Origin of the sequence: Mycolicibacterium diernhoferi (assembly GCF_019456655.1) — a bacterium.
In the GTDB taxonomy this organism is placed as follows: Bacteria; Actinomycetota; Actinomycetes; order Mycobacteriales; family Mycobacteriaceae; genus Mycobacterium; species Mycobacterium diernhoferi.
The window spans coordinates 3,053,228-3,076,337 of record NZ_CP080332.1 but is presented as its reverse complement, the minus strand read 5'-3'; the positions used below and the strand labels follow the sequence as shown (position 1 = coordinate 3,076,337).

The following is a 23,110-nucleotide window of genomic DNA, read 5'->3' as shown; positions in this document are numbered from 1 at the left end:
GACAGCCTTTAACGTCGACGCAGGCAGGCGCGCTCTAGCGGCGCGACGTCACACCGCGAGGGGACGGACGTGGCAGCGTTCAGGCCGATCGCTTATCGCCGGGATGCTCGGGCGCCGGGGTATCGACCACCCGCTCCGAGGTGACCGGGGTCGCGGGCAGCGTGGCGTCCGGTTTCTCGGCGCCGTCAGCCTGCATCTCCTTGATCTCCGACTTGAAGATGCGCATCGACTTACCCAGCGAACGCGCAGCGTCCGGGAGCTTCTTGGCACCGAAAAGAAGGATGAAAGCCGCGATAACGATCAGCCAGTGCCACGGTTGAAGACCGCCCAATTCAAACACCTCCAGAGATTGTCACCGAGTCTACTCGTCCTCGTATGCGCGAACCGCCGCCGCGGCCGTCTCCCGGACTTTGTCGGCCAGCGACTGCGGCGCCAGGACCCGCACCGCCGAGCCGAAGCCCAGCACGAACCGGGCCATCCACTCATCGGAAGCGTAGGTCATCGCCGCCTCGCACGCACCGTTCGGCAGCTCGGTGATGACCCGCAACGGGTAATAGTCGAACATCCACTCCGCGGAGCGGTCGATGAGCAGACGCGACGAGTGCAACGAGGGATCATCGGCATCGGCGTCGAACAGGGCGGTGTCCGGGCCCGCCTGTACGGCCGGCGCGGGTGGGGCGGCGGGCTCGTCGAGCACCCGCGCGTCGACGATGCGGTCGAACCGGAACAACCGCACCCCTTCCGCGCTGCGGCACCAGGCCTCCAGATAGCTGTGGTCGCTGACCAGGACCACCCGGATCGGATCCACCACGCGGCTGGACACGGTGTCGTGCGACGCCGAGTGGTACTCCAGTGCCAGGGCCTTGCCGGCCCGGGTGGCGTCCCGGACCGCCGCCGCCGACGCGCTCTCGGGCTCGTCGGCATCCTCGGCCACCGCGTCCGGTGCGGCCGCGGTGCCGGCCGCGGACTCGATCTTGGCGATGGCGCTGCGCGCGGCCTGCGGATCCACCATGCCGGGCACATCCAGCAGCGCGCGCAGCGCCACCAGGATCCCGGTGGCCTCGGTGGAGGTCAGTCGCAACGGATGCTCGACGCCGGCGGTGAACGTCACCTCGATGGTGTCCCCGGTGAAATCGAAATCGATCAGGTCGCCGGGGCCGTAGCCGGGCAGTCCGCACATCCACAGCTGGTCGAGGTCCGCGTCGAGCTGTTTGCGGGTCACCCCCAGCGCGGCGGCCGCCTCATCGCGGGTGACCCGCGGGTTGGCCTGGAAATACGGCACCATGTTCAGCAGCCGGACCAGCCGGTTCGATACCTGACTCATGCGCGATCCGCCTCCGGCTTCTCGCTGCTGCTGATGGCGCGATCCGCCTCCGGCTTCTCGCTGGGGCTCATGGCGCGATCCGCCTCCGGCTTCTCGCTGGGGCTCATGGCGCGATCCGCCTCCGGCTTCTCGCTGCTGCTGATGGCGCGATCCGCCTCCGGCTTCTCGCTGGGACTCACGAGGCACCTGCCTGGGCGCGCAGCCGGGCCAGCACATCCTCGCGCAGCGACCGCGGCTCCAGGGCGACCGCGTCGGTGCCGTAGCTGGCGATCTCCCGGGCCAGCCGGTCGTACATGCCGATGTCGACGGTGATCTCCTCCCCTGGCCGGCCCCGCCACACCCGCGGCGTCGCCGAGGTGGCCTGGCGGCGCAGCGCGGTCGCTCGGCCCTGCGCGATCCACACCGTGGCCTGCTCGCCGGTCGGGACGTCGGCGACCACCCGCTGCACGATCTGCCGCAGATTGACCCCCTCGGGCACCCGCACCTCGCCGGCCGGGCCGACGGGTTTGGCGCCGGGGGCGATGCGCGACAGCCGGAAGGTGCGGGTGTCGGCGCGGTCGCGGTCGTGCCCGACCAGGTACCACCGGCCGCGGTGGGTGACCACGCCCCACGGCTCCACGGTGCGGGTCCGGTACGGCTCGTTGCGGGACGGCCGGTGCTCGAACTGGACCACCTGGCCAGAGTCGGTGGCGGCCAACAGGACCCGCAGCACCTCTTCGGAGCCGCGCAGACCGGGCAGTGCGGCGGTGGAGGTGAAGGCCACCCCGGCGTCCTCGGAGTCGACGTCGACGCCGGCGGCGCGCAGCTTGAGCAGGGCGCTCTGGGTGGCGGTGACCATCTCCGGGGACTGCCACAGCTGCGTCGCGACCGCGACCGACGCGGATTCCTCCGGGGTCAGCTCGACCGGCGGCAGCGCGTAGGCCTTCTGGTTGATGCGGTAGCCCTCGGTGGCGTCGAACGAGGAGAGTTTCCCGGTCTCCAGCGGGATGCCCAGGTCGCGCAGCTCGTTCTTGTCCCGCTCGAACATCCGCGAGAACGCCTCGTCGCTGGCGCTGTCGGCGTAGCCCGCGACGCTCTTGCGGATCTTTTCCGCCGTCAGATACGAGTTGGTGGACAGCAGTGCGATCACCAGATTCATCAGTCTTTCGACCTTGGATGTCGCCACCCCGAGAAGCTTAGGGCGTCCGCGCTGCCACACCCGTGCACGACGGGCCGAAGAATGCGCTCACATGCTCGCGATGAGCCGTTTGACCCGCTCGTCGACCGACCGGAACGGGTCCTTGCACAGCACCGTGCGCTGGGCCTGGTCGTTCAGCTTCAGGTGCACCCAGTCCACCGTGAAATCCCGGCCCGCTTCCTGTGCGGCGCTGATGAATTCACCGCGCAGTTTCGCGCGGGTGGTCTGCGGAGGCGTGTTGACCGCGGCGTCGATCTCCTCGTCGGTGGTGATCCGGGCCGCCAGGCCCTTGCGCTGCAACAGGTCGAACACGCCGCGACCACGCTTGATGTCGTGATAGGCCAGGTCGAGCTGGGCGATCTTCGGATCCGAGAGTTCCATGTTGTACCGGTCCTGGTAGCGCTGGAACAGCTTGCGCTTGATCACCCAGTCGATCTCGGTGTCGACCTTGGCGAAGTCCTGGCTCTCGACCGCGTCGAGCTGGCGGCCCCACAGGTCGACGACCTGCTCGATCTGGGTGTTCGGCTCGCGGGTCTGCAGGTACTCGACCGCGCGACCGTAGTACTCGCGCTGGATGTCCAGGGCGCTGGCCTGCCGGCCGCCGGCCAGCCGCACCGGACGACGGCCGGTCAGATCGTGGCTGACCTCCCGGATCGCCCGGATCGGGTTGTCCAGCGAGAAGTCCCGGAACGCGACTCCGGCCTCGATCATCTCCAGCACCAGCGAGGCGGTACCGACCTTGAGCATCGTGGTCGATTCGCTCATGTTCGAGTCGCCGACGATGACGTGCAGCCGGCGGTACTTCTCCGCATCGGCATGCGGTTCGTCGCGGGTGTTGATGATGGGACGCGACCGGGTGGTCGCCGAGGAGACGCCCTCCCAGATGTGCTCGGCGCGCTGGGACAGGCAGAAGGTGGCCGACTTCGGGGTCTGCAGCACCTTGCCGGCCCCGCAGATCAGCTGGCGGGTCACCAGGAAGGGCAGCAGCACATCGGAGATCCGGGAGAACTCCCCGGCCCGGACGATCAGATAGTTCTCGTGGCAGCCGTAGGAGTTGCCCGCCGAGTCGGTGTTGTTCTTGAACAGGTAGATGTCGCCGCCGATGCCCTCATCGGCCAGCCGCTGCTCGGCGTCGATCAGCAGGTCTTCGAGCACCCGCTCCCCGGCCCGGTCGTGGGTGATCAGCTGCGCCAGGTTGTCGCACTCCGCGGTGGCGTACTCCGGATGCGAGCCCACATCGAGGTACAACCGGGCTCCGTTGCGGAGAAAGACGTTGGAGCTGCGGCCCCAGGACACCACCCGCCGGAACAGGTAGCGGGCAACCTCGTCCGGACTGAGTCGGCGGTGACCGTGGAACGTGCAGGTCACACCGAATTCAGTCTCAATTCCCATGATCCGTCGCTGCACACAGTCGAGCTTACGGGGTGGGTCTCGGTATCGGTGGGCAAGACGGGCTCGCGCCGGGACCAGTTTCAGCTCCCCGCACGCAGCCCTTCCAGCACAAAGCGCCCCCGCTGCCCGAACCGACACGCGGTGGTCAACGCAATCGGCGACTATTCGGCCGCGGGCTGATCCGCTTCGGTCGCGGGAACCAGAGCCTCCAACGCCGCCCCGGTGATCCGGCGGAACGCCCGGCGCGGACGGTTCGCATCCAGGATCGCCACCTCCATGGTGGACGGCTCCAGCACCCGCGGCTCATTGCCATTGCCTGCGGTGCGCAGTGCCTTGACCGCGATGGTGACCGCATCCGCCAGGCTGGCGTTCTCGGTGTAGGACTGCTCCAACGCCGCCGCGATCGGCTCGGTGGTGCCGCCCATCACCACGAAATGCGGTTCGTCGGCGATCGAACCGTCGTAGGTGATGCGGTACAGCTCAGGAGCTTTCGTCTCCCCGTAATGCGCCACCTCGGCGACGCACAGTTCCACCTCGAACGGTTTCGCCTGTTCGGTGAAGATGGTGCCGAGCGCCTGGGCGTACACATTGGCCAGCTGGCGGCCGGTGACGTCGCGGCGGTCGTAGGCGTAGCCGCGGGTGTCGGCGAACTGGATACCGGCGACGCGCAGCTTGTCGAACTCGTTGAACCGGCCGACGGCTGCGAAGCCCACCCGGTCATAGAGCTCACTGACCTTCTGCAACGACCGTGACGGGTTCTCCGCCACGAACAGCACACCGCCGTCGTAGGCCAGCGCGACGACACTGCGTCCACGCGAAATACCTTTGCGCGCAAGCTCGGAACGCTCACGCATCGCCTGCTCAGGCGAGATGAAGTACGGAAAGCTCATCAGCCGTTCCCGTCCGTGCGGGTCCGGTGCTCGATGACCTCGCGGGCCAACTCGGCAATCCTCGCCTCGGTCACTTCCTCGGCGCCGTCGGCGCCGATCAGCACGGCGGTCGGATAGATGCCGCGGACCAGATCCGGTCCACCGGTGGCGGCGTCGTCGTCGGCAGCGTCATACAGCGCCTCGATGGCCGCCTTCAGCGCGGTCTCGGCATCGGTGACCTGCGGATAGAGCTTCTTGATGGACGACTTCGCGAACAGCGATCCCGAACCCACCGCCTGGTAGCCCTCCTCCTCGATGTTCCAGCCACCGGCCGCGTCGAAGGACACGATGCGCCCAGCGCTGACCGGATCGGCGGCGTCGACGTCGAAGGCGACCAGCAGCGGCAACGCGACGAATCCCTGAAGCGCCGCACCGAGGTTCCCGCGCACCATGGTGGCGAGGCGGTTGACCTTGCCGCGGAAGGTCAGCGGGACACCCTCGACCTTCTCGTAGTGCTCGAGCTCGACGGCGTACAGCCGGGCGAATTCGACGGCGATCGCGGCGGTGCCGGCGATGCCGGTGGCCGCGTAATCGTCGGCGATGTGCACCTTCTGGACGTCGCGACTCGCGATCATGTGTCCCTGCGTCGCCCGCCGGTCACCCGCGATCAGCACGCCCCCGGGATACTTCAGCGCCACGATCGTGGTGCCGTGAGCCAGTTCCACACCGCCGGCGGCGGCGTGCGAGACACCGCCCGGCAGCAGCTCCGGGGCCTGCCTGCTCAGGAAATCCGAGAAGGAGGACAGGTTCAGATGGGGTGATGTGAGATCGAGCGAATCGGCGAAAGGCTTATTTGACCAGGCCGTCACTGGCCACCCTTTTGGACATACGCGCGCACGAAGTCCTCGGCGTTCTCTTCCAGGACGTCGTCAATCTCATCGAGCAGATCGTCGGTCTCCTCGGCCAGCTTCTCGCGACGCTCCTGCCCGGCTGCCGTCGGGCCGCCGGCGTCGTCGTCCTCGCCGCCGCCACCGCCGCGCTTGGTCTGCTCCTGAGCCATCGCTGCCTCCTGATTGCTCGTCCAGTTCTTTCACACTACCGGTCAACATCGTCCCTGCCGGGGATAGCGAAGCTTATGTGGTGAGCTGCTCCACCAGTTCGACCGCACTGTTCACCGAATCCAGCAGCGCACCGACGTGTGCCTTGCTCCCCCGCAGCGGCTCCAGGGTGGGAATCCGGACGAGCGAATCCCCGCCGAGGTCGAAGATCACCGAGTCCCAGCTCGCCGCGGCGATATCCGCGCCGAACCGACGCAGGCATTCGCCCCGGAAGTAGGCCCGGGTGTCCGTCGGCGGGTTGTCGACCGCGTCGAGCACCTCCTGCTCGGTGACCAGACGCTGCATCGAGCCGCGCGCCACCAGCCGGTTGTAGAGGCCCTTGTCGAGGCGCACGTCCGAGTACTGCAGATCGACCAGGTGCAGGCGCGGCGCATTCCAGCTGAGGTTCTCCCGCTGCCGGAAGCCCTCCAGCAGCCGCAGCTTGGCGGGCCAGTCCAGGATCTCCGCGCACTCCATCGGGTCGCGCTCGAGCAGATCGAGCACGTGGGCCCAGGTCTCCAGCACGTGCTCGGCCCGCGGATCGGGATCGCGGGCGTCCACCAGCTTGGCCACCCGGTCGAGGTAGATCCGTTGCAGCGCAAGGGCGGTCAGTTCGCGGCCGTCGGCAAGTGCCACGGTGGCCCGCAGCGACGGGTCGCGGCTGATCACGTGCACGGCGTGTACCGGCCGGGCCAGTGCCAGGTCGGACAGATCCAGGCCGAAAGCCGGTCCCTCCTCGATCAGGTCCAGCACCAGTGAACTGGTGCCCACCTTGAGGTAGGTCGAGGTCTCGGCGAGGTTGGCGTCACCGATGATGACGTGCAGCCGGCGGTACTTGTCGGCGTCGGCGTGCGGTTCGTCGCGGGTGTTGATGATGCCGCGCTTGAGGGTGGTCTCCAGGCCGACCTCGACCTCGATGTAGTCGGCGCGCTGGGACAGCTGGAAACCGGGTTCGTCGCCGGAGGGTCCGATCCCGACCCGCCCGGACCCGGTGACCACCTGGCGCGACACCAGGAACGGGGTGAACCCGGCGATGACCGAGGAGAACGGAGTCTGACGCGACATCAGGTAGTTCTCGTGCGTGCCGTAGGACGCGCCCTTGCCGTCCACGTTGTTCTTGTACAGCTGCAGCTTGATCGCGCCGGGGACGCTGGCCACGTGCCGGGCCGCGGCCTCCATGACACGCTCGCCGGCCTTGTCCCAGATCACCGCGTCCATCGGGTCGGTGACCTCGGGCGCCGAGTACTCCGGGTGCGCGTGATCGACGTAGAGGCGGGCCCCATTGGTCAGGATCATGTTCGCCGCACCGACCTCGTCGGCGTCGATGATCGGCGCCGGACCCGAGGACCGGGACAGATCGAAGCCACGGGCGTCGCGCAGTGGGGACTCGACCTCGTAGTCCCACCGGGTGCGCTTGGCGCGCTGCAGCCCGGCGGCCGCCGCGTAGGCCAGTACCGCCTGAGTGGACGTCAGGATCGGATTGGCCGTGGGGTCCGACGGCGAGGAGATGCCGTACTCGACCTCGGTGCCGATAATCCGTTGCATGGGGTCAGCCTAGGGGACGTGGTAAAGGCCGTGATCAGCAGCACTGGGCGCGCGACGCCGGGAGCCCGAGAGAGCGGGTGCGCCGGGCCGCCAGGTACTCCGGGCGGATGCCGGCCGCGGCGTACGGCGCGCCGAGCTGATTGTCGACCGAGTTGAACACCAGGAAGACGTTGGATCGCGGCAGTGGGGTGATGTTGGAGCCCGAGCCGTGCAGCAGATTGCAGTCGAACCACAGCGCGGACCCGGCCGGTCCGGTGAACTGGTCGATCCCGTCGGCATCCACGGCCTTGGTCAGGGTGTTCTGGTCGGGCACCCCGAACCGCTGGGCCACCAGCGAGGAACTGTGGTGGTTGTCCGGGGTGGCGCCGACACACGGATAGAAGGTGCGGTGCGATCCCGGGATCACCATCAGCGAGCCGTTGTACGGATAGTTCTCGGTCAGCGCGATGGAGCAGGACACCGCGCGCATCTGCGGCATGCCGTCCTCGGCGTGCCAGGTCTCGAAATCGGAGTGCCAGTAGAAACCGGTACCGGTGAACGCCGGCATCAGGTTGATCCGCGCCTGGTGGATGTAGACGTCACCGCCGAGGAGTTGACGGGCGACCGGCAGCACGGTGTCCAGCTGCACGACGCCGGCGACCAGCGTGCTCAGCAGGTGGGGCGCGAAGATCGACCGGATCGAACCGCCGGGTTCCCTGATGACCCGGGGGTCGTCGCTGTCGAGCTCGGCCGCCAGCCTTTCCAGTTCGTTTCCCAGCGGTCCCAACGCATCGCTGTCGACGGTGTCCGGGCGGACCAGATAGCCCTGTGCGGCAAAGTCGTTCAGTTCGGCCGCGCCGAGCGGACCGCTGCCGTCATCGCCCCACACCGTCGGCTCGATGCGTTCGATCGGGGTGATGGCGTGCTCGAGGCGGGTCGGGTACGGATCGTGGACCTGCTGCTGCAGTGCGCTCATGCTCGCTCCGCAAGCCTCGCTCATGCCACCACCTGCGGGGCCGGGTACGCGCCGGTCTCGTCGTGCACCTCGTCACCGGTCACCGGCGGGTTGAACACGCACAGCATGCGCATCTGTTCGTCGACGGTGACCCGGTGGCGCTCATGCCCGTCGAGCAGATACATGGTGCCGGGCCCGAGCGGGTGGACCTCGCCGGTCTCCAGATCGGTGAGGGTGCCGGAGCCCTCCACCACCCACACCGCCTCGACATGGTGCTGATAGTGGAATTCGCTGACCGATGCGGCCTCGATGGTGGTCTCGTGGAAGGAGAAGCCGACGCCGTCGCCGGCCAGGATGATCCGCTTCGAGCGCCAGGCTCCGGCGCTGATATCGCGCTCGGTGCCGGTGATCTCAGTGGTGGTGCGGACGATCATTGGGTACCTCTTTCCCTTGTCGGGCCGGTCGGTGGCTAGACGGTCGCGGCAACGGATTCGGCCAGGATCTGCAGGCCGGCCTCCAGATCCGAGCGCGACGTGGTCAACGGGGGCAGAAGCTTGACGACCTCGTCGGACGGTCCGCTGGTCTCCATCAACGCGCCGCGTTCGAAGGCGCTGCGGCACACGTCGGCGGCGAGGTCGGCGTCGGTGAACATCAAGCCCTGGGCCATCCCCCTGCCGCGCGCCGACACACCGTCGTACGCCGCCGCGATCTCGTCGAGGCCGGCCCGCAGCAGCAGGCCCTTCTCGGCCGTCTCGGCGGCGAATGTGGGCTTTTCCCAATAAAGTTCGAGCGCCTTCGTGGCGGTGACGAAGGCGGGGTTGTGGCCCCGGAACGTTCCGTTGTGCTCCCCCGGCGCCCAGACGTCGAGGTCGGGTCGGAACAGCGTCAGCGCCATCGGCAGGCCGTAGCCGCTGATCGACTTCGACAGGGTCACGATATCGGGGACGATGCCGGCGGCCTCGAAGCTGAAGAACTCACCGGTGCGGCCGCAACCCATCTGAACGTCGTCGACGATCAGCAGGATGTCGCGCTTGCGGCACAGGTTCGCCAGTTCCTGCAGCCACTCCAGGCGGGCCACGTTGAGTCCGCCCTCACCCTGCACGGTCTCGACGATCACCGCTGCCGGCCGGTTCAGGCCGCTGCCCGAATCGTCGAGAACGCGCTCGAACCAATGGAAGTCCTCGGTGACACCGCCGAAGTAGTTGTCATAGGGCATCGGGGTGGCGTGCACCAGCGGTATGCCCGCGCCGGCCCGCTTCATCGAGTTACCGGTCACCGAGAGCGAACCCAACGTCATCCCGTGAAATGCATTGGTGAAACTGATGATCGACTCGCGGCTGGTCACCTTGCGGGCGAGCTTCAAGGCGGCCTCGACGGAGTTCGTCCCGGTCGGCCCCGGGAATTGGACCTTGTAGTCCAGCCCGCGGGGCTTGAGGATGAGTCGGTCGAAGGTCTCCAGGAAGTTCTGTTTGGCCGTCGTGGCGATGTCCAGCGAGTGCACGATGCCGTCGCCGCTGAGGTAGTCCAGCAGAGCGCTCTTGAGCTGATCGTTGTTGTGCCCGTAGTTCAATGCTCCCGCGCCGGCGAAGAAGTCCAGGTAGCGACGGCCCTCGGTGTCGGTGACCCAGGAGTCCTTGGCGGTGGCCAGGATGGTCGGCCAGCCACGGCAGTAGCTGCGGACCTCCGATTCCACCGCGGAGAACACCGCCGGCAGATCGTCCTCAATCGGGCCGGTGGCGGCTGTCAGGGGCGTGTCGAGCAACAAGGGATGTCCTCCAAGGGATTTCGGCGTGACGGGAAACAGGGTGGGGTGCTCAGGCGAGCGGGCCGATCCGCAGCAGCGGTTCGTCCTCGTGCGCCTGATCGGGATCGAGCTGGGCAGCGGTGAAGTGCGGATGTTCGCGCAGCGGCACGCCGTGACGGCGAGCGAACGCACCGAAGAAGGCCCGCGAACTCGCATTGCCCGGCGCGACGGTGGCCTCGACGGTCAGCGGTGCATGTCCGCGCTGGGACCGGACGTGTGCGACCAGGCTGTCCAACATCGCCGCGGCCAGGCCGCCGCGCTGGGCGCGAGGGGCAACCGCCACCTGCCAGACGAACAGCACATCGGGCCTGCTCGGTGGCTGGTATCCGGTGATGAAACCGTGCAGGTCACCGGCCACTTCGGCGACGATGGACGTCTCGGCGAAATCGGTCGCCAGCAGCAGGTATGCATAGGTGGAATTGAGATCCAATACCCCGGTTTCGGCCACCAGCTCGCGAATGGGGATGGCGTCGGATCCGCGTGGACGCCGTAGTGCGATCTGGGTAGCGATCGCCGGAGTTTTATGAGCCCGAATACGTGTATCCGGTGCGTTTTGTACGCCGTTCATATTGAGTAAAAGTCACCACCGAGCAGTCATCGATCTCATTACGTTTCAAGTCTTCGGTGAGCCGAACGTATCCAGACCACAAGTTACGAATCAAGCTGTGACACGCCACATCTGGCCGACGTGATTTCTGCCGATCGGGCACTCACCTGCGTGAACGCGGTGATTGACAGAGGCCCCTGTCAAACCTGACCGTTATAGAATCGTTATCTAAACCATGATCCCCGTCACACTTGAATTCGGCCGCTTTTCTTTTCCGGCCCGCGATATTTGTGCGGCACGGCGCGCGGCTGCGCGCCGCCGAGGTGATTACCATTCGACTGCCACCAAGAGGAGGTGTCGTGCAACGCATCGAGGCACACGCATGGTTCCTGCGCCGGGGCCTGCCCGGGGTGCTCCCGCCGGGCGCGCTGGCCAGACGGCTGTGGCCGAGGGCAGCCCCTGCCCTCGCCGCCTTCGCGGTATTCATGGTCAACTCGATAGCGGTGGTGGCGCTCACCGACGAACACACCATCGACATTGCCGGCGAGCCGACCCGCGACGAATGGTTCATCCTCGCGCTGCTGGTACTGGTGCTGCCGGTGGCGGCCGCGGTGGGCTGGTGGGTGTGCCGGTTGGACAGTCTGCGCAGCCGGACGGTCGCGGCCGCGGTCGCGGTGCTGACCTCGGTGCTCGGCGCGGTGTTCGGCGGGCCCACCCCGCGGATCGGGATCGACCTCGTCTACGTCGGGGTGGTCATCGCGGTGATCCTGGCGCTCACCGCAACGGGCGTGGGGGCGATCCTGGGCTGGGCGCTCGACGCCACCGCACACAACCTGGCGCTGGCCGGGAGCCTCTTCGTACGCGCCCTGCCGGTGATGCTGCTGACCGTGCTGGCCTTCTTCAACACCTATATGTGGCTGATGGCCTCCCTCGTCAGCCGCACCCGGCTGTGGTTGGCGCTCGGCTTTCTCGGCCTGCTCGCGGTGGCATTCGTCACATCGGCCACCGTCGAACGGGTGCGGCCGATGCTGACCACCACCGAGCGGCCCAGCGGGGACGATCCCGGTCTGCGGGGCACCCCGTTCGAGGGGCTGCGTGCCCCCGAGCAACGGGTACCGGTGACCCGCATCGAACGCGTCAACGTGGTGTTCGTGCTGGTGGCCTCGCAGGTGCTGCAGGTGCTGATGGTCGCGATCGTGACCGGGCTCATCTTCTTCGTCCTGGGCCTGATCCTGTTGAGCCCGGCCCTGCTGGCGGAGTGGACACGCAACGGCTCCAGCGACGGGTATCTGCTGGGTATGACGCTGCCGGTCCCCCAGGCGCTGATCCAGATCTCGATGTTCCTCGGCGCATTGACGTTCATGTACATCAGTGCCAGGGCCGTCGGTGACGGCGACTACCGCGCCGAGTTCCTCGACCCGCTGATCCAGGATCTGCGGGTCACCCTCGACGCCCGCGACCGCTATCGACTGGCCGACGAAACCCCGGTGGTTCCCGGCAATGCATAGGTTCTGCGAATTGCGCACCAACCGGCGTTGCGGGGGCTAGCGTGCGGAGTCAACGCAGGCTCAACAGACCGTCGGCGCGCCGCGCATTGGCCTTCATGTTCATCGTTGACTCCCTGACATGGGGGTACCGCGAACAGCGTGGCGCGCCGACCTCTGCGCGGACGCGGTAGACATAGAGACGTTATGAGAGTGCTGATCGTCGAGGACGAGCCCCGTCTGAGTTCCACCCTTGCCATCGGATTACGCGCCGAAGGCTTCTCCGTGGTCGAAGCCGCCAACGGGATCGACGGTTTGTGGCAGGCCACCGAGAACGACTTCGACGTCGTGGTCCTGGACATCATGCTGCCCGGTCTCAACGGCTACGAGGTGCTGCGCCGGATGCGGGCCCGGGAAGTGTGGACACCGGTGCTGATGCTGACCGCCAAGGACGGCGAGTACGACCAGACCGACGCCTTCGATCTCGGCGCCGATGACTACCTGACCAAGCCGTTCTCGTTCATCGTCCTGGTGGCCCGACTGCGTGCCCTGGTCCGGCGGGCGGCCCCGCACACGCCGCCGGTGCTCACCGCCGGCACCCTCACGCTGGACCCGGGCCGGCGCACCGTGGCGCGCGGCGACAAGGCGCTGTCACTGACCCCGCGCGAGTACGGGGTACTGGAGTACCTGATGCGCAACAAGAACGTCGCCGTGACCAAGGCCGACATCCTGCACAACGTCTGGGACGCCCACTACGACGGGCCGGACAACGTCGTCGAGGTCTACGTCGGCTACGTACGCCGAAAGATCGATATTCCGTTCGGCACCAGCACCATCGAGACCATCCGCGGCGTCGGCTACCGGTTGGCCGCCGACCACTGATCGGTCGCCAGTCCAACGGCGGTCAGCTGAACCACCGCACGCGTCCCACCGCCGGGACGGTCCTCGATGCGCACCTGCCCGAGATGTGCGGCGACGATCTCCGAGACGATCGCCAACCCCAGACCGGTGCCGCCCGCACCCCGTGAGCGGCCCTCATCCAGACGCACGAAGCGGTCGAACACCCGGAGCCGGTCCGGTGCGGGTATTCCGGGCCCGTCGTCGCCGATCATGAGCACCACATCGGCACCGGCGCGGCGCAGGTCGACCTCGATCACCGAGGTTGCGTGCCGCGCAGCGTTATCCAGCAGATTGCGCAGCACCCTGGCCAGCGCCGCCGGGTCCCCGGTCACCCGGGCCGGGGTGATCGTGGCGGTCACCTCCAGAGCGTGCTCGCGCCGGATCCGCTCGATCTCGCCGGCCGCCAGATCGTCGAGATCCACATCGTCATGGCGGATGTTCCAGCCCTGTTCGTCGGCGCGGGCCAGCAACAGCAGATCGTCGATGAGCGAGCGCATCCGCTGCGCCTCGGGCATCAGCGTGTGCTCGGCCAGATCGGCGTTGAGCAGATCCGGGTGCGCCTGGGCGACCTCCAGTGCCGAGATGATGGTGGCCAGCGGGCTGCGCAGTTCATGGGAGGCGTCGCCGACGAACCGCTGCTGTGCCGTATGGCCTGCCTCGACGCGGGCCAGCATCTCGTTCATCGTCACCGCCAGTGCGGCGATCTCGTCCCGGCTGTCGGGCACCGGGACCCGTTCGGTCAGATCGGAGGTGGTGATGGCGGCGACCCGGGATCGGATGTCATCGACCGAGCGCATCGACCGGCGCACCAACAGGTATGTCGCGGCCGCCGACACCGCGATGACCACCGGAGCGGCCACCGCCAGCGCGGTCACCACGGTGCCCACCGTGGACAACACCAGCGGGCTGCCCTCCCCGACCACCACCGTGTACTGCGCGTCGTCCGGGCCGCTGATCGTCTGCGCGCTGAACCGGATCTGGCCGAAGGGTGAATCATGCTCGGGCATACCGATTCGCGGGCCGGTCCCGAGCGCTCCCACCGGGATCAGCGGCGAGGCCGGGGCCCCCGGGGACCGGCGGAGCACGGTTCCGTCGGCACCGATCACCTGGACCGCCAGGATGCGTGAGTCCGTGCTGAGCAGGGTGTCATCGAGCCCGTCCGGGCCACGCGCGGCGATGATCGCCGCAGCCCGGGCCACCCGCGCCGCGGCGGCATTGTCGACCTCGCTGAGCATCGATCGGTACAGCACGCCGGCCAGCACCATGCCCGTCACGCCGAGAGCGACGAACACCACACTGGCCGCGACGAACGCCGAACGCGCCGAGATCCCCCAGTTGCCGGGTCGGGCCAGTCCACGTCGCATCCGTCCACTGTGCCTTACCGGTTCCGGGGCCTCGAGGGGTTCCCTGCCCGAGCGGATCAACGTGGTCGCGGTCATGGTGGTGGCCCAGACGATTCAGGTGGTGCTGTTCACCGCCGGGCTGTTCGCCTTCTTCCTGGCGCTGGGGATCATCGCCATTCCCTACGAAGTGACCGTGCTGTGGTCAGGTGAACAGACCTGCCAGGTCGGCCAACCACCATGTGCGCCAAGGCCTGACGGTACCCATCCCGTGCCGGCAGACGCGAAGGGCCGCAGAACCGGTGGGTTCTGCGGCCCTTCACGACCGTTCGGCTACAGGTGACTACAGGTACTGGCCCAGGTTCGACTCGGTGTCGATGGCCCGGCTGGCCGACGAAGTCTTCCCGGTGACCAGGGTGCGGATGTAGACGATCCGCTCCCCCTTCTTGCCCGAGATCCGGGCCCAGTCATCGGGATTCGTGGTGTTCGGCAGGTCCTCGTTCTCGGCGAACTCGTCGACGATCGAATCGAGCAGGTGCTGGATACGCAGACCCCTCTGCCCGGTCTCCAGCACCGACTTGATGGCGTACTTCTTCGCCCGGTCCACCACGTTCTGGATCATGGCGCCGGAGTTGAAGTCCTTGAAGTACATGACTTCCTTGTCACCGTTGGCGTAGGTGACCTCCAGGAACCGGTTGTCGTCGATCTCGGCGTACATCCGGTCCACGACCTTCTCGATCATCGTCTTGATCGTCAGCGAGCGGTCACCGACGAACTCCTGCAGATCGTCCTCGTTGATCGGCAGATCTTCGGTGAGGTACTTGCTGAAGATGTCCTGGGCGGCTTCGGCGTCGGGCCGCTCGATCTTGATCTTCACGTCCAGACGGCCGGGCCGCAGGATGGCCGGGTCGATCATGTCCTCGCGGTTGGAGGCGCCGATGACGATGACGTTCTCCAGGCCCTCGACGCCGTCGATCTCGCTGAGCAACTGCGGCACCACGGTGGTCTCCACGTCCGAGCTCACGCCCGTGCCGCGGGTACGGAAGATCGAGTCCATCTCGTCGAAGAACACGATCACCGGGGTGCCCTCGGACGCCTTCTCCCGCGCCCGCTGGAAGATCAGCCGGATATGACGCTCGGTCTCGCCGACGAACTTGTTGAGCAGCTCGGGGCCCTTGATGTTCAGGAAGTACGACTTCGCCTCGCGGGAGTCCTCGCCGCGCAGCTCGGCCATCTTCTTGGCCAGCGAGTTGGCCACCGCCTTGGCGATCAGCGTCTTGCCGCACCCGGGCGGACCGTAGAGCAGCACACCCTTGGGCGGGCGCAGCGCGTACTCCCGGTACAGATCCTTGTGCAGGAACGGCAGCTCCACCGCGTCGCGGATCTGCTCGATCTGCCGGGTCAGGCCGCCGATGTCACCGTAGCTGACGTCGGGCACCTCCTCCAGCACCAGATCCTCCACCTCGGCCTTGGGGATGCGCTCGAAGGCGTACCCGGCCTTGGTGTCGACCAGGAGTGAGTCGCCGGGGCGCAGCTTGCGGGGCTGTTCACCGTCCAGCGAGGGCTCCACCACGGTGCCCTCGGGCAGGAACTCCTCGGCGATCAGCGGTTCGGCCAGCCACACGATGCGTTCCTCGTCGGCGTGCCCGACCACCAGCGCGCGATGCCCGTCGGACAGGATCTCGCGCAAGGTGCTGATCTCACCGACCGCCTCGAAGGTGCCTGCCTCGACGACGGTCAGCGCCTCGTTGAGGCGCACCGTCTGGCCCTGCTTGAGGCCGGCCGGTTCGATGTTCGGGGACAGTGTGAGCCGCATCTTGCGTCCGGAGGTGAAGACGTCGACGGTCTCGTCCTCGTGGGTCGCGAGCAGCACCCCGTAGCCGCTGGGCGGCTGACCGAGCCGGTCCACCTCCTCGCGCAGCGCCAGCAATTGCTGACGGGCCTCCTTGAGCGTGTCCATCAGTTTGGCGTTACGTGCCGCCAAGGAGTCGATCCGCGCCTCGAGCTGCTGAACGTCGCGGGCGGTACGCAACCCACTGGACTGTCCGACGGTGCCCTCCAGTTGTTCGCGCAGTGCGGCGGCTTCCCGGCGCAAACGCTCCAACTCGGCGGCATCCTCGACGGACATACCGGATTCGTGGGGTGTTCCGAAACTTTCAGAACGCTCGGACTCACTCATGTTGCGCTCCCTCCCGCACCGAATGCTGGTGCAGTAACACCTTCAACGCTACCGGCGATTGAGCCATTGTGTCTGCTCTAGGAATTCGACACACCCGCAACGCTGTTAACCTCCTTGATGAGTCTGCCCCATTGAAAGGCCCACTGTGATCTTCAAAACCCTCGCAATCGGCTTCGTAACCAGCGCGGCAGCAGCCGGCATCGTTACCGCTGCGACCGCGGGTGTGACGTCGGTTGCGTCCGGCGCCGCCCCGGCCATCACACCGGTCGTATGGGACACCCCGATGCCCCAGGCGCCCGCGCCCGAACTGCAGGCGCCGCTGGTGCAGACGCTCGCCGGGCTCGCCGGACCGGGCGGATTCGCCGGCAAGAAGGCCTTCATCGAGGGCGGTATGGGCCGCATCGAGACCATCGCCGCCGACCGTGCCTACAGCAACGCGGCCGCCAAGGGACAGTTCCCGCTGACCTTCAACGTCGTCGACATCGACGTGAACGGCCCGGTTGCCACCGCGAACGTGACCGCCACCGCGGCCACCGGCGGCACCGCCACCCAGGGCGTCACCTTCATCGCCGGTCCCAGCCCCACCGGCTGGCAGGTCTCCAAGCAGTCCGCGATGGCGCTGCTCTCGGCGGTTGGCTGACGCCACGACGATGCGCCGCCTCGCTGCGCTGCCCGCCAGGGCGGTCCTGAGCGCCACCATCTCGGTGCTGGTGCTCGGACTGTCGGGCTGCGCGCAGGAGCCGGTGCCACCGATGCCCGAACCGTCGCCGTTCTCGACGGCGACGCCCGGTCCCCAGACGGCTCCGCAGGCGCCGTTGCCGGCGCCCGAAGCGCTGACCGCCGTCCTGCAGCAGCTCGCCGACCCATCGATTCCCGGTGAGCAGAAGGTGGCGCTGGTTCAGCACGCCACCGCCGAGGACGGGCCCGCGCTGGACCGGTTCGCCAAGGCGACCGTCGACGGCGGGCTGGCGCCGCTGACCTTCCGCGCCGCGGATCTGACCTGGTCACCCACCGATTACGGCGATGTGGTGGCCACAGTCACCGCCGAATCGGCCAACCCGGGCCCCCAGGCGCCGCCGTTCACTTTCCCGATGCAGTTCACCCCGTACGAGGGGGCCTGGCAGCTGACCCGGGACACCGCCGATCAGCTGCTCGAACTGGGTCCGCCCCCGCCGCCGGAACCCCCACGGTAGGACCATGTGGATCGGCTGGCTGGAATGTGACCTGCTGCTCGGCGATGTGCACTCCCTGAAGGCGAAGCGCTCGGTGATCCGCCCGGTGATCGCCGAACTGCGCCGACGGTTCGCCGTGTCGGCGGCCGAAACCGGGGACCAGGATCTGCACCGCCGCGCCGGCATCGGCATCTCGGTGGTGGCCGGCGATCGGGCGCACGTCGTCGACGTGCTCGACGCCGCCGAACGTCTGGTGGCGGCCCGACCGGAGCTGGAGTTGCTCTGCACCCGGCGCGGGCTGCACCGCAGCACCGACGAGTAGCCGGATCAGACCTGGGGTCGTTTACGGCGCAGCGGGGTGGGCGTCACGGTGCCCGGCGCCAACTTGCGGGCGCTGATCAGGAACGCGGTGTGCCCGCGCATGTTGTGCTGCGGCCGCACCGCCAGGCCGACCACGTTCCAGCCGCGCTGCATGGTCTCCCAGGCCCGGGGCTCGGTCCAGCACTGCTGCTCGCGCAGCGCCTCCACAGTGCGGGACAGCTGGGTGACGGTGGCCACGTAGACGATCAGCACGCCACCGGCCACCAGCGCCGTGGACACCGTGTCCAGGACGTCCCAGGGCGCCAGCATGTCCAGGACCACCCGGTCCACCTGCGGGCCCTCTGAGGGGTATTCGTTGAGGTCGGCGATCCGCAGGTCCCAGTTGGCCGGCCGCTCACCGAAGAACGTCTCCACATTCCTGATGGCGTGCACGGCATGGTCGTCGCGCACCTCGTAGGAGATGACCTGGCCGGTCGGCCCCACCGCGCGCAACAGCGAACAGGTCAGCGCGCCGGAACCCGCGCCGGCCTCCAGCACCCGAGCACCGGGGAAGATGTCGCCCTCGTGCACGATCTGGGCCGCGTCCTTGGGATAGATCACCTGCGCACCGCGCGGCATGGACAGCACGTAGTCGATGAGCAGCGGCCGCAACACCAGGAAGGGGTCGCCGTTGGTGGACTTGACGACGCTGCCCTCGGGTTGGCCGATCACGTTGTCGTGCGGGATGGCGCCGCGGTGGGTGTGGAACTCGGCACCGGGCGCGAGCACCATGGTGTAGTGCCGTCCCTTGGCATCGGTGAGTTGTACGCGATCGCCGACGACGAACGGACCAGTGATTTGCACGGGGTCAGCCTGCCAGACGCGCCGCCACCGTTCCGAATCGTCGTCATCCGAAAGGTTGTCGGGAGCCGGGCTTAGGCTGCTGGGTATGAGCGCGCCAGCACCTTCGCGGACCGGTTGGCGTCCGGCCCTGTCCCCGTCACGGGCCAGCGACTTCAAGCAGTGCCCGCTGCTGTACCGCTTCCGGGCCATCGACCGGCTGCCCGAACCCGTCTCGGCCGCCCAGCTGCGGGGGTCGGTGGTGCACGCCGCGCTCGAGGAGCTCTACGCACTGCCCGCGGCCGAGCGCGGCCACGACACCGCGCTGACGCTGGTCGATCCGGCCCTGGACCGGGTGGTGGCCGAGGCCGGTGAATCGGGGCTGGAACTGGACGCGGCCATGCGCACCGAACTGCTGCGCGACGCCCGCAAGCTGTTGTCCGGTTACTACCGGCTGGAGGACCCGACGCGGTTCGACCCGCACAGCTGTGAACAACGGGTCGAGGTCGAGTTGGAGGACGGCACGCTGCTGCGGGGCTTCGTCGACCGCATCGACATCGCCGCGACCGGTGAGATGCGGGTGGTCGACTACAAGACCGGCAAGTCGCCGTCGCAGCTGTGGGCCCTGGCCGAGGCCAAGGCGCTGTTCCAGATGAAGTTCTACGCCGTCGCACTGTGGCGGTCGCGTGGTGTGCTGCCGGCGAAACTGCGGCTGCTCTACCTCGCCGACGGCCAGGTGCTCGACTACTCCCCCGATGTCGACGAGCTCCAGCGTTTCGAGCGGACACTGACCGCGATCTGGCGGGCGATCCAATCCGCGGGTAGCACAGGCGATTTCCGGGCCAGTCGGTCGAAGCTGTGCGGCTGGTGCGCCCATCAGCAGTTCTGCCCGGAGTTCGGCGGCACCCCGCCGCTGTACCCGGGCTGGCCGGAGCAGCCCGAGCCCCAGGGACGCAGCGCCCCGGAGATGGTGCCAGAGTGAGCGACTCCCACTACCGACGGCTTCCCGAGTCCGACGGTTTCCAGTTCTTCGAATCCAGCATCGGCACCGCCAGCAACTGGGACTCCTCGATCCAGCACGGGTCGCCGCCGCTGGCGCTGTTGACCAAGACGATCGAGGAGCTCTACACCGACCGCCCGGAGTTGCGGGTGGGTCGGCTCCTGCTGGACATCCTGGGCGCCATCCCGGTGGCCCCGGTGAAGGTCCGCGCCTGGGTGGAGCGCCCCGGCGCGCGGATCACGATGGCGGTCGCGGAGATGCGCGCGGTGGAGGGATCCGACCGGGTGCTGGCCCGGGTGAGTGCCTGGCTGCTGGCGGCCAGCGACACCGCGGACGCGGCCACCGACCGGTACCCACCCCTGGTCGAGGGCGCGGCCTCGGCCGACGCGCACGGATGGATGGGCGCCCCCGGCTATCTGGACACGGTGAGCTGGCGCCGGCAGCAGACGGCGCCCGGCGAGCCCGCGGTGTCCTGGATGAGTCCGCTTGTGCCGCTGGTGGATTCCGAGCCGCTCACCGACCTGCAGCGGCTGGCGATGGTGGTCGACTCGGCCAACGGTGTGGGCGCGGCGCTGGATCCCGACCGGTTCGTGTTCATGAACACCGACACCGCGGTGCACCTGCATCGGGCACCGCGCGGCAACGATTTCGCGTTGCGGGCCCGCGGGTCGATCGGCCCGGATGGCATCGGGGTGACGACGGCCGAGATCTTCGACCGGCACGGATTCATCGGCACCTCGGCGCAGACCCTGCTGGTGCAGCGGGTGCCGTGATCGAGGCGCTGCGCGGTCAGTTCGATCTGGCCTGGGCGCTGACCGATCTGCACCTGAGCGCACTGACCGAGGAGGATTTCCTCTGGGAACCCGCGGCGGTGGTGTGGACGATGCATCGCGATGCGGCCGGATCCTGGTACCCGGACTGGGCCGAGACCGAACCGGACCCGATCCCGGTACCGACCGTCGGGTGGCTCACCTGGCACATCATCTACTGGTGGTCGGCGGCCGCAGACGAGCTGACCGGCCGGCCCGCACGGCCACCCGGCGAGATCGGTTGGCCCGGCCCGATGAACTCGGTGCGGGCGATCAGATCGTTGTGCGATCGGTGGCGGCAGATCCTGGCCACGCTGAGCCACGACGATCTCGGCGCACCATGCGCTTTCCCGTGGGGGCCCGGCGGGGGCCGGACCGTCGCCGACACGGTGCTGTGGCTCAACATCGAGCTGACCAAGAACGGATCGGAGATCGGGGCGCTGCGGATGATGCGGGCCGCGCGTTAATCGAGCGGCTTGAGGTCCTGCAGCAGGGTGGGCACCAGCTCGCTGACGGTGGGATGGATGTGCATGGTCCGCGATATCGCCGTGTAGGGCAGTTTGGCGGTCATCACGTCCAGGATGGCGTGCACCACCTCGTCACCGCCGACGCCGAGAATCGCGGCGCCCAGGATCTCCTCGGTGTCGGCGTCGACCACCACCTTCATGAAGCCCTGGGTCTCGCCCTTCTCCACCGCGCGCCCGACGCGCGTCATCGGGCGCTTGCCCACCAACGCTTTCCGGCCCGAACGACGCACCTCGTCGGCGGTCATCCCGGCTCGGCCCAGCGGCGGGTCGATGTAGAGCGCGTAGGTCGGCACCCGGTCACTGACCCGGCGCGGATCATCGTCGAGCAGGTTCGCGGCCACGATCTCGAAATCGTTGTAGGACGTGTGCGTGAACGCACCCCGGCCGTTGCAGTCCCCCATCGCCCAGATGTGTTCGACATCGGTACGCAGGGTGTCGTCGACCTCGATGTAGCCGCGGTGATCGGTACGCACGCCGGCGTGCTGCAGACCGAGATCGTCGGTGTTGGGTGTCCGGCCGACGGCGATCAACGCGTGGCTCCCGACGATCGGGGCGGCGCCGGCGCGTGGGCTGACTTGAAATCCGTTCTCCAGCTTGGTGAAGCGGATGTCATCGGCGCCGGTGTGGATCTCGATCCCCTCGGCCTCCAGGATGTCGCGGATACCCGCGGAGACATCTTCGTCCTCGCGGGAGGTCAGTCGCGGACCACGCTCGATCACCGACACCCGGGCACCGAACCGGCGGTACATCTGCGCGAACTCCAGGGCGATGTAACTCCCGCCGATGATGACGAGATGTTCGGGCACCGTATCCAGTTCCAGCACAGACACATTGGTCAGGTAGTCGATCTCGGAGAGGCCCGGCAGGTCCGGCACCACGGCACGGCCCCCGACGTTGAGGAAGATCCGGTCGGCGCGCAGCGCCCTGCCGTCCATGTCGAGGGTGTGTGGATCGGTGAATCGGGCGTGCCCGCGCAGCAGGGTCGCGCCGTCCATCCCCTCGATCCAGTTCTCCACACCGCGCCGGTCGCCCTCGACGATCTTGTCCTTGCGGGCCTTGACCTTCGTCATGTCGACGGTGATCTCACCTGTGTCGATGCCGAAGTCGGCTCCGCGGCGGGCGATGTGCGCGGTATGCGCACTGGCCACCAGGGTCTTGGTGGGGATGCACCCGTAGTTCACGCAGGTGCCGCCGACGAGTTTGCGTTCGATCACCGCGACCCGTTGACCGGCCGCGGTCAGCCGGCCGGCCAGCGGTGGTCCGGCCTGACCGGCACCGACGATGATCGCGTCGAACTCGGTGACGTCGGCGGGCATCAGATCAGAGTCGCGAGAGCGACCACGGCGAATCCGCCGAGAACGGCCACGGCGTCTTCGATGAGCGCGATGGGAAGGTCCTTGCCGCCGTTGCGCTCCACCAGCGCCTTACGGGCCCGGTAGCCGCCCATGGTGCCCAGCACCGCGCCGATGACCCCCGCCCCGATCCCGGAGACCACGGTGCCGGTCTTGACCGTGGCCAACGCGCCGGTGACCAGGACGGCGCCGGCGAACCCGGCGGTGAGCAGCCGGGCCGAGAACTGCACGGCCACCGTCCGAGCCGGGGTGCTGGGGAGCTGGTCGGTGACCAGCTCGACCACCAGCAGGATGGTCAGCACCGTGACGGTGAGTGGGTGGGCCACCCACTGGGCCCAGGTGCCGTCCAGATCGATCCAGCCCAGTGCACCGCCCCAGGCGACCATGGCCGGTGGCGTCAGTGCCCGCAGGCCGGCGACGACACCGATCAGCAGGGCCAGCACCAGAACGAGAACGATCGTCATGACCACCTCCGGGCACACCGATGATTCCCGGACGCTAACACGCAGGACGACGGC

General features: G+C 68.0%; 26 protein-coding genes and 1 pseudogene. 9 read left to right on the top strand and 18 right to left on the bottom strand.

The window, feature by feature from the left end:
• Positions 1-79: 79 nt before the first annotated feature.
• The 13 genes from tatA to ectA form a co-directional block, all read right to left on the bottom strand.
• The gene (gene tatA, locus K0O62_RS14510) at positions 80-331 is read right to left on the bottom strand and encodes a Sec-independent protein translocase subunit TatA (RefSeq protein WP_073855038.1); all 252 of its coding nucleotides are present in this window, start codon (positions 329-331) and stop codon (positions 80-82) included.
• 30 nt (positions 332-361) lie between these two features.
• Positions 362-1,324, bottom strand: coding sequence for a helix-turn-helix transcriptional regulator (locus tag K0O62_RS14505; protein WP_073855036.1), 963 nt, complete (start codon positions 1,322-1,324; stop codon positions 362-364).
• Positions 1,321-1,503, bottom strand: coding sequence for a hypothetical protein (locus K0O62_RS14500; protein WP_073855034.1), 183 nt, complete (start codon positions 1,501-1,503; stop codon positions 1,321-1,323). Before K0O62_RS14500 ends, K0O62_RS14505 begins: the two co-directional genes overlap by 4 nt.
• Positions 1,500-2,489: a helix-turn-helix transcriptional regulator gene (locus tag K0O62_RS14495; RefSeq protein WP_073855032.1), complete on the bottom strand. Its 990-nt coding sequence runs from the start codon at positions 2,487-2,489 to the stop codon at positions 1,500-1,502. Before K0O62_RS14495 ends, K0O62_RS14500 begins: the two co-directional genes overlap by 4 nt.
• 60 nt (positions 2,490-2,549) lie before the next feature.
• Positions 2,550-3,908 carry a Pup--protein ligase gene (pafA, locus tag K0O62_RS14490; RefSeq protein WP_097933798.1) on the bottom strand — a complete coding sequence of 453 codons (1,359 nt, stop codon included), beginning with the start codon at positions 3,906-3,908 and terminating at the stop codon, positions 2,550-2,552.
• Between the two features lie 146 nt (positions 3,909-4,054).
• Positions 4,055-4,783 (bottom strand): proteasome subunit alpha, encoded by a 729-nt coding sequence (gene prcA / locus K0O62_RS14485; RefSeq protein WP_073855030.1) that lies wholly within the window; start codon positions 4,781-4,783, stop codon positions 4,055-4,057.
• Positions 4,783-5,631, bottom strand: coding sequence for a proteasome subunit beta (gene prcB / locus K0O62_RS14480; RefSeq protein ID WP_234799995.1), 849 nt, complete (start codon positions 5,629-5,631; stop codon positions 4,783-4,785). The genes prcA and prcB overlap by 1 nt, the downstream gene beginning before the upstream one ends.
• Positions 5,628-5,822: a ubiquitin-like protein Pup gene (locus K0O62_RS14475; protein ID WP_073855028.1), complete on the bottom strand. Its 195-nt coding sequence runs from the start codon at positions 5,820-5,822 to the stop codon at positions 5,628-5,630. Before K0O62_RS14475 ends, prcB begins: the two co-directional genes overlap by 4 nt.
• Before the next feature lie 73 nt (positions 5,823-5,895).
• Positions 5,896-7,404, bottom strand: a complete 1,509-nt coding sequence (dop, locus tag K0O62_RS14470; RefSeq protein WP_073855026.1) for a depupylase/deamidase Dop — start codon at positions 7,402-7,404, stop codon at positions 5,896-5,898.
• Between the two features lie 34 nt (positions 7,405-7,438).
• On the bottom strand, positions 7,439-8,359 hold the full coding sequence (gene thpD, locus K0O62_RS14465) for an ectoine hydroxylase (protein ID WP_073855024.1): 921 nt from the start codon (positions 8,357-8,359) through the stop codon (positions 7,439-7,441).
• A 20-nt stretch (positions 8,360-8,379) separates the two neighbouring features.
• Positions 8,380-8,772 carry an ectoine synthase gene (locus K0O62_RS14460; protein WP_073855022.1) on the bottom strand — a complete coding sequence of 131 codons (393 nt, stop codon included), beginning with the start codon at positions 8,770-8,772 and terminating at the stop codon, positions 8,380-8,382.
• Positions 8,773-8,807: 35 nt separating this feature from the next.
• On the bottom strand, positions 8,808-10,100 hold the full coding sequence (gene ectB / locus K0O62_RS14455; RefSeq protein ID WP_073855308.1) for a diaminobutyrate--2-oxoglutarate transaminase: 1,293 nt from the start codon (positions 10,098-10,100) through the stop codon (positions 8,808-8,810).
• Between the two features lie 52 nt (positions 10,101-10,152).
• Positions 10,153-10,710 carry a diaminobutyrate acetyltransferase gene (gene ectA / locus K0O62_RS14450; RefSeq protein ID WP_073855020.1) on the bottom strand — a complete coding sequence of 186 codons (558 nt, stop codon included), beginning with the start codon at positions 10,708-10,710 and terminating at the stop codon, positions 10,153-10,155.
• Between the two features lie 338 nt (positions 10,711-11,048).
• Here ectA and K0O62_RS14445 point away from each other — a divergent pair, with 338 nt between their 5' ends.
• Together K0O62_RS14445 and K0O62_RS14440 are read left to right on the top strand one after the other, a co-directional pair.
• Positions 11,049-12,197 (top strand): hypothetical protein, encoded by a 1,149-nt coding sequence (locus K0O62_RS14445; RefSeq protein WP_073855018.1) that lies wholly within the window; start codon positions 11,049-11,051, stop codon positions 12,195-12,197.
• A gap of 183 nt (positions 12,198-12,380) precedes the next feature.
• Positions 12,381-13,055 (top strand): response regulator transcription factor, encoded by a 675-nt coding sequence (locus K0O62_RS14440; protein ID WP_073855016.1) that lies wholly within the window; start codon positions 12,381-12,383, stop codon positions 13,053-13,055.
• Here K0O62_RS14440 and K0O62_RS14435 read toward each other — a convergent pair.
• Complete coding sequence (locus tag K0O62_RS14435; protein WP_073855015.1) at positions 13,031-14,437, bottom strand: HAMP domain-containing sensor histidine kinase; 1,407 nt, start codon at positions 14,435-14,437, stop codon at positions 13,031-13,033. The two genes, K0O62_RS14440 and K0O62_RS14435, sit on opposite strands and share 25 nt — an antisense overlap.
• A gap of 40 nt (positions 14,438-14,477) precedes the next feature.
• Here K0O62_RS14435 and K0O62_RS28680 point away from each other — a divergent pair.
• A pseudogene (locus K0O62_RS28680) lies at positions 14,478-14,690 on the top strand (hypothetical protein); the annotation flags it as partial.
• A 66-nt stretch (positions 14,691-14,756) separates the two neighbouring features.
• On the opposite strand, the gene arc reads toward K0O62_RS28680, so the two are convergent.
• Positions 14,757-16,592 carry a proteasome ATPase gene (arc, locus tag K0O62_RS14425; RefSeq protein ID WP_073855014.1) on the bottom strand — a complete coding sequence of 612 codons (1,836 nt, stop codon included), beginning with the start codon at positions 16,590-16,592 and terminating at the stop codon, positions 14,757-14,759.
• Between the two features lie 145 nt (positions 16,593-16,737).
• On the opposite strand from arc, the gene K0O62_RS14420 reads away from it, so the two are divergent.
• Genes K0O62_RS14420 through K0O62_RS14410 form a run of 3 tightly spaced genes read left to right on the top strand, consistent with a single transcriptional unit; the run spans position 16,738 to position 18,086 of the window.
• Positions 16,738-17,232 carry an MTB12 family secreted protein gene (locus K0O62_RS14420; RefSeq protein ID WP_073855013.1) on the top strand — a complete coding sequence of 165 codons (495 nt, stop codon included), beginning with the start codon at positions 16,738-16,740 and terminating at the stop codon, positions 17,230-17,232.
• A gap of 10 nt (positions 17,233-17,242) precedes the next feature.
• Positions 17,243-17,785, top strand: coding sequence for a lipoprotein LppK (lppK, locus tag K0O62_RS14415; protein ID WP_073855012.1), 543 nt, complete (start codon positions 17,243-17,245; stop codon positions 17,783-17,785).
• 4 nt (positions 17,786-17,789) lie between these two features.
• Positions 17,790-18,086 (top strand): DUF503 domain-containing protein, encoded by a 297-nt coding sequence (locus K0O62_RS14410; RefSeq protein WP_073855010.1) that lies wholly within the window; start codon positions 17,790-17,792, stop codon positions 18,084-18,086.
• Positions 18,087-18,091: 5 nt separating this feature from the next.
• Here the strand turns inward: K0O62_RS14410 and K0O62_RS14405 are convergent, their stop codons facing one another.
• Positions 18,092-18,928, bottom strand: coding sequence for a tRNA (adenine-N1)-methyltransferase (locus K0O62_RS14405; protein ID WP_073855008.1), 837 nt, complete (start codon positions 18,926-18,928; stop codon positions 18,092-18,094).
• Between the two features lie 85 nt (positions 18,929-19,013).
• Between K0O62_RS14405 and K0O62_RS14400 the strand changes: the two genes are divergently transcribed.
• From K0O62_RS14400 to K0O62_RS14390, 3 genes are read left to right on the top strand one after another with little or no spacing between them, the layout of a single operon-like run.
• A complete protein-coding gene (locus K0O62_RS14400) occupies positions 19,014-19,886 on the top strand; it encodes a RecB family exonuclease (RefSeq protein WP_073855006.1) in 873 nt (290 codons plus the stop codon).
• Positions 19,883-20,677 carry a thioesterase family protein gene (locus K0O62_RS14395; protein ID WP_073855004.1) on the top strand — a complete coding sequence of 265 codons (795 nt, stop codon included), beginning with the start codon at positions 19,883-19,885 and terminating at the stop codon, positions 20,675-20,677. Before K0O62_RS14400 ends, K0O62_RS14395 begins: the two co-directional genes overlap by 4 nt.
• Complete coding sequence (locus K0O62_RS14390) at positions 20,674-21,180, top strand: DinB family protein (protein ID WP_073855002.1); 507 nt, start codon at positions 20,674-20,676, stop codon at positions 21,178-21,180. The genes K0O62_RS14395 and K0O62_RS14390 overlap by 4 nt, the downstream gene beginning before the upstream one ends.
• Here the strand turns inward: K0O62_RS14390 and K0O62_RS14385 are convergent.
• Together K0O62_RS14385 and K0O62_RS14380 are read right to left on the bottom strand one after the other, a co-directional pair.
• Positions 21,177-22,556, bottom strand: coding sequence for an FAD-containing oxidoreductase (locus K0O62_RS14385; protein WP_073855000.1), 1,380 nt, complete (start codon positions 22,554-22,556; stop codon positions 21,177-21,179). The genes K0O62_RS14390 and K0O62_RS14385 overlap by 4 nt on opposite strands.
• Entirely contained in the window at positions 22,556-23,056 is a 501-nt protein-coding gene (locus tag K0O62_RS14380) for a DUF4126 family protein (RefSeq protein ID WP_073854998.1), read from the bottom strand. The genes K0O62_RS14385 and K0O62_RS14380 overlap by 1 nt, the downstream gene beginning before the upstream one ends.
• Between the last annotated feature and the right edge of the window lie 54 nt (positions 23,057-23,110).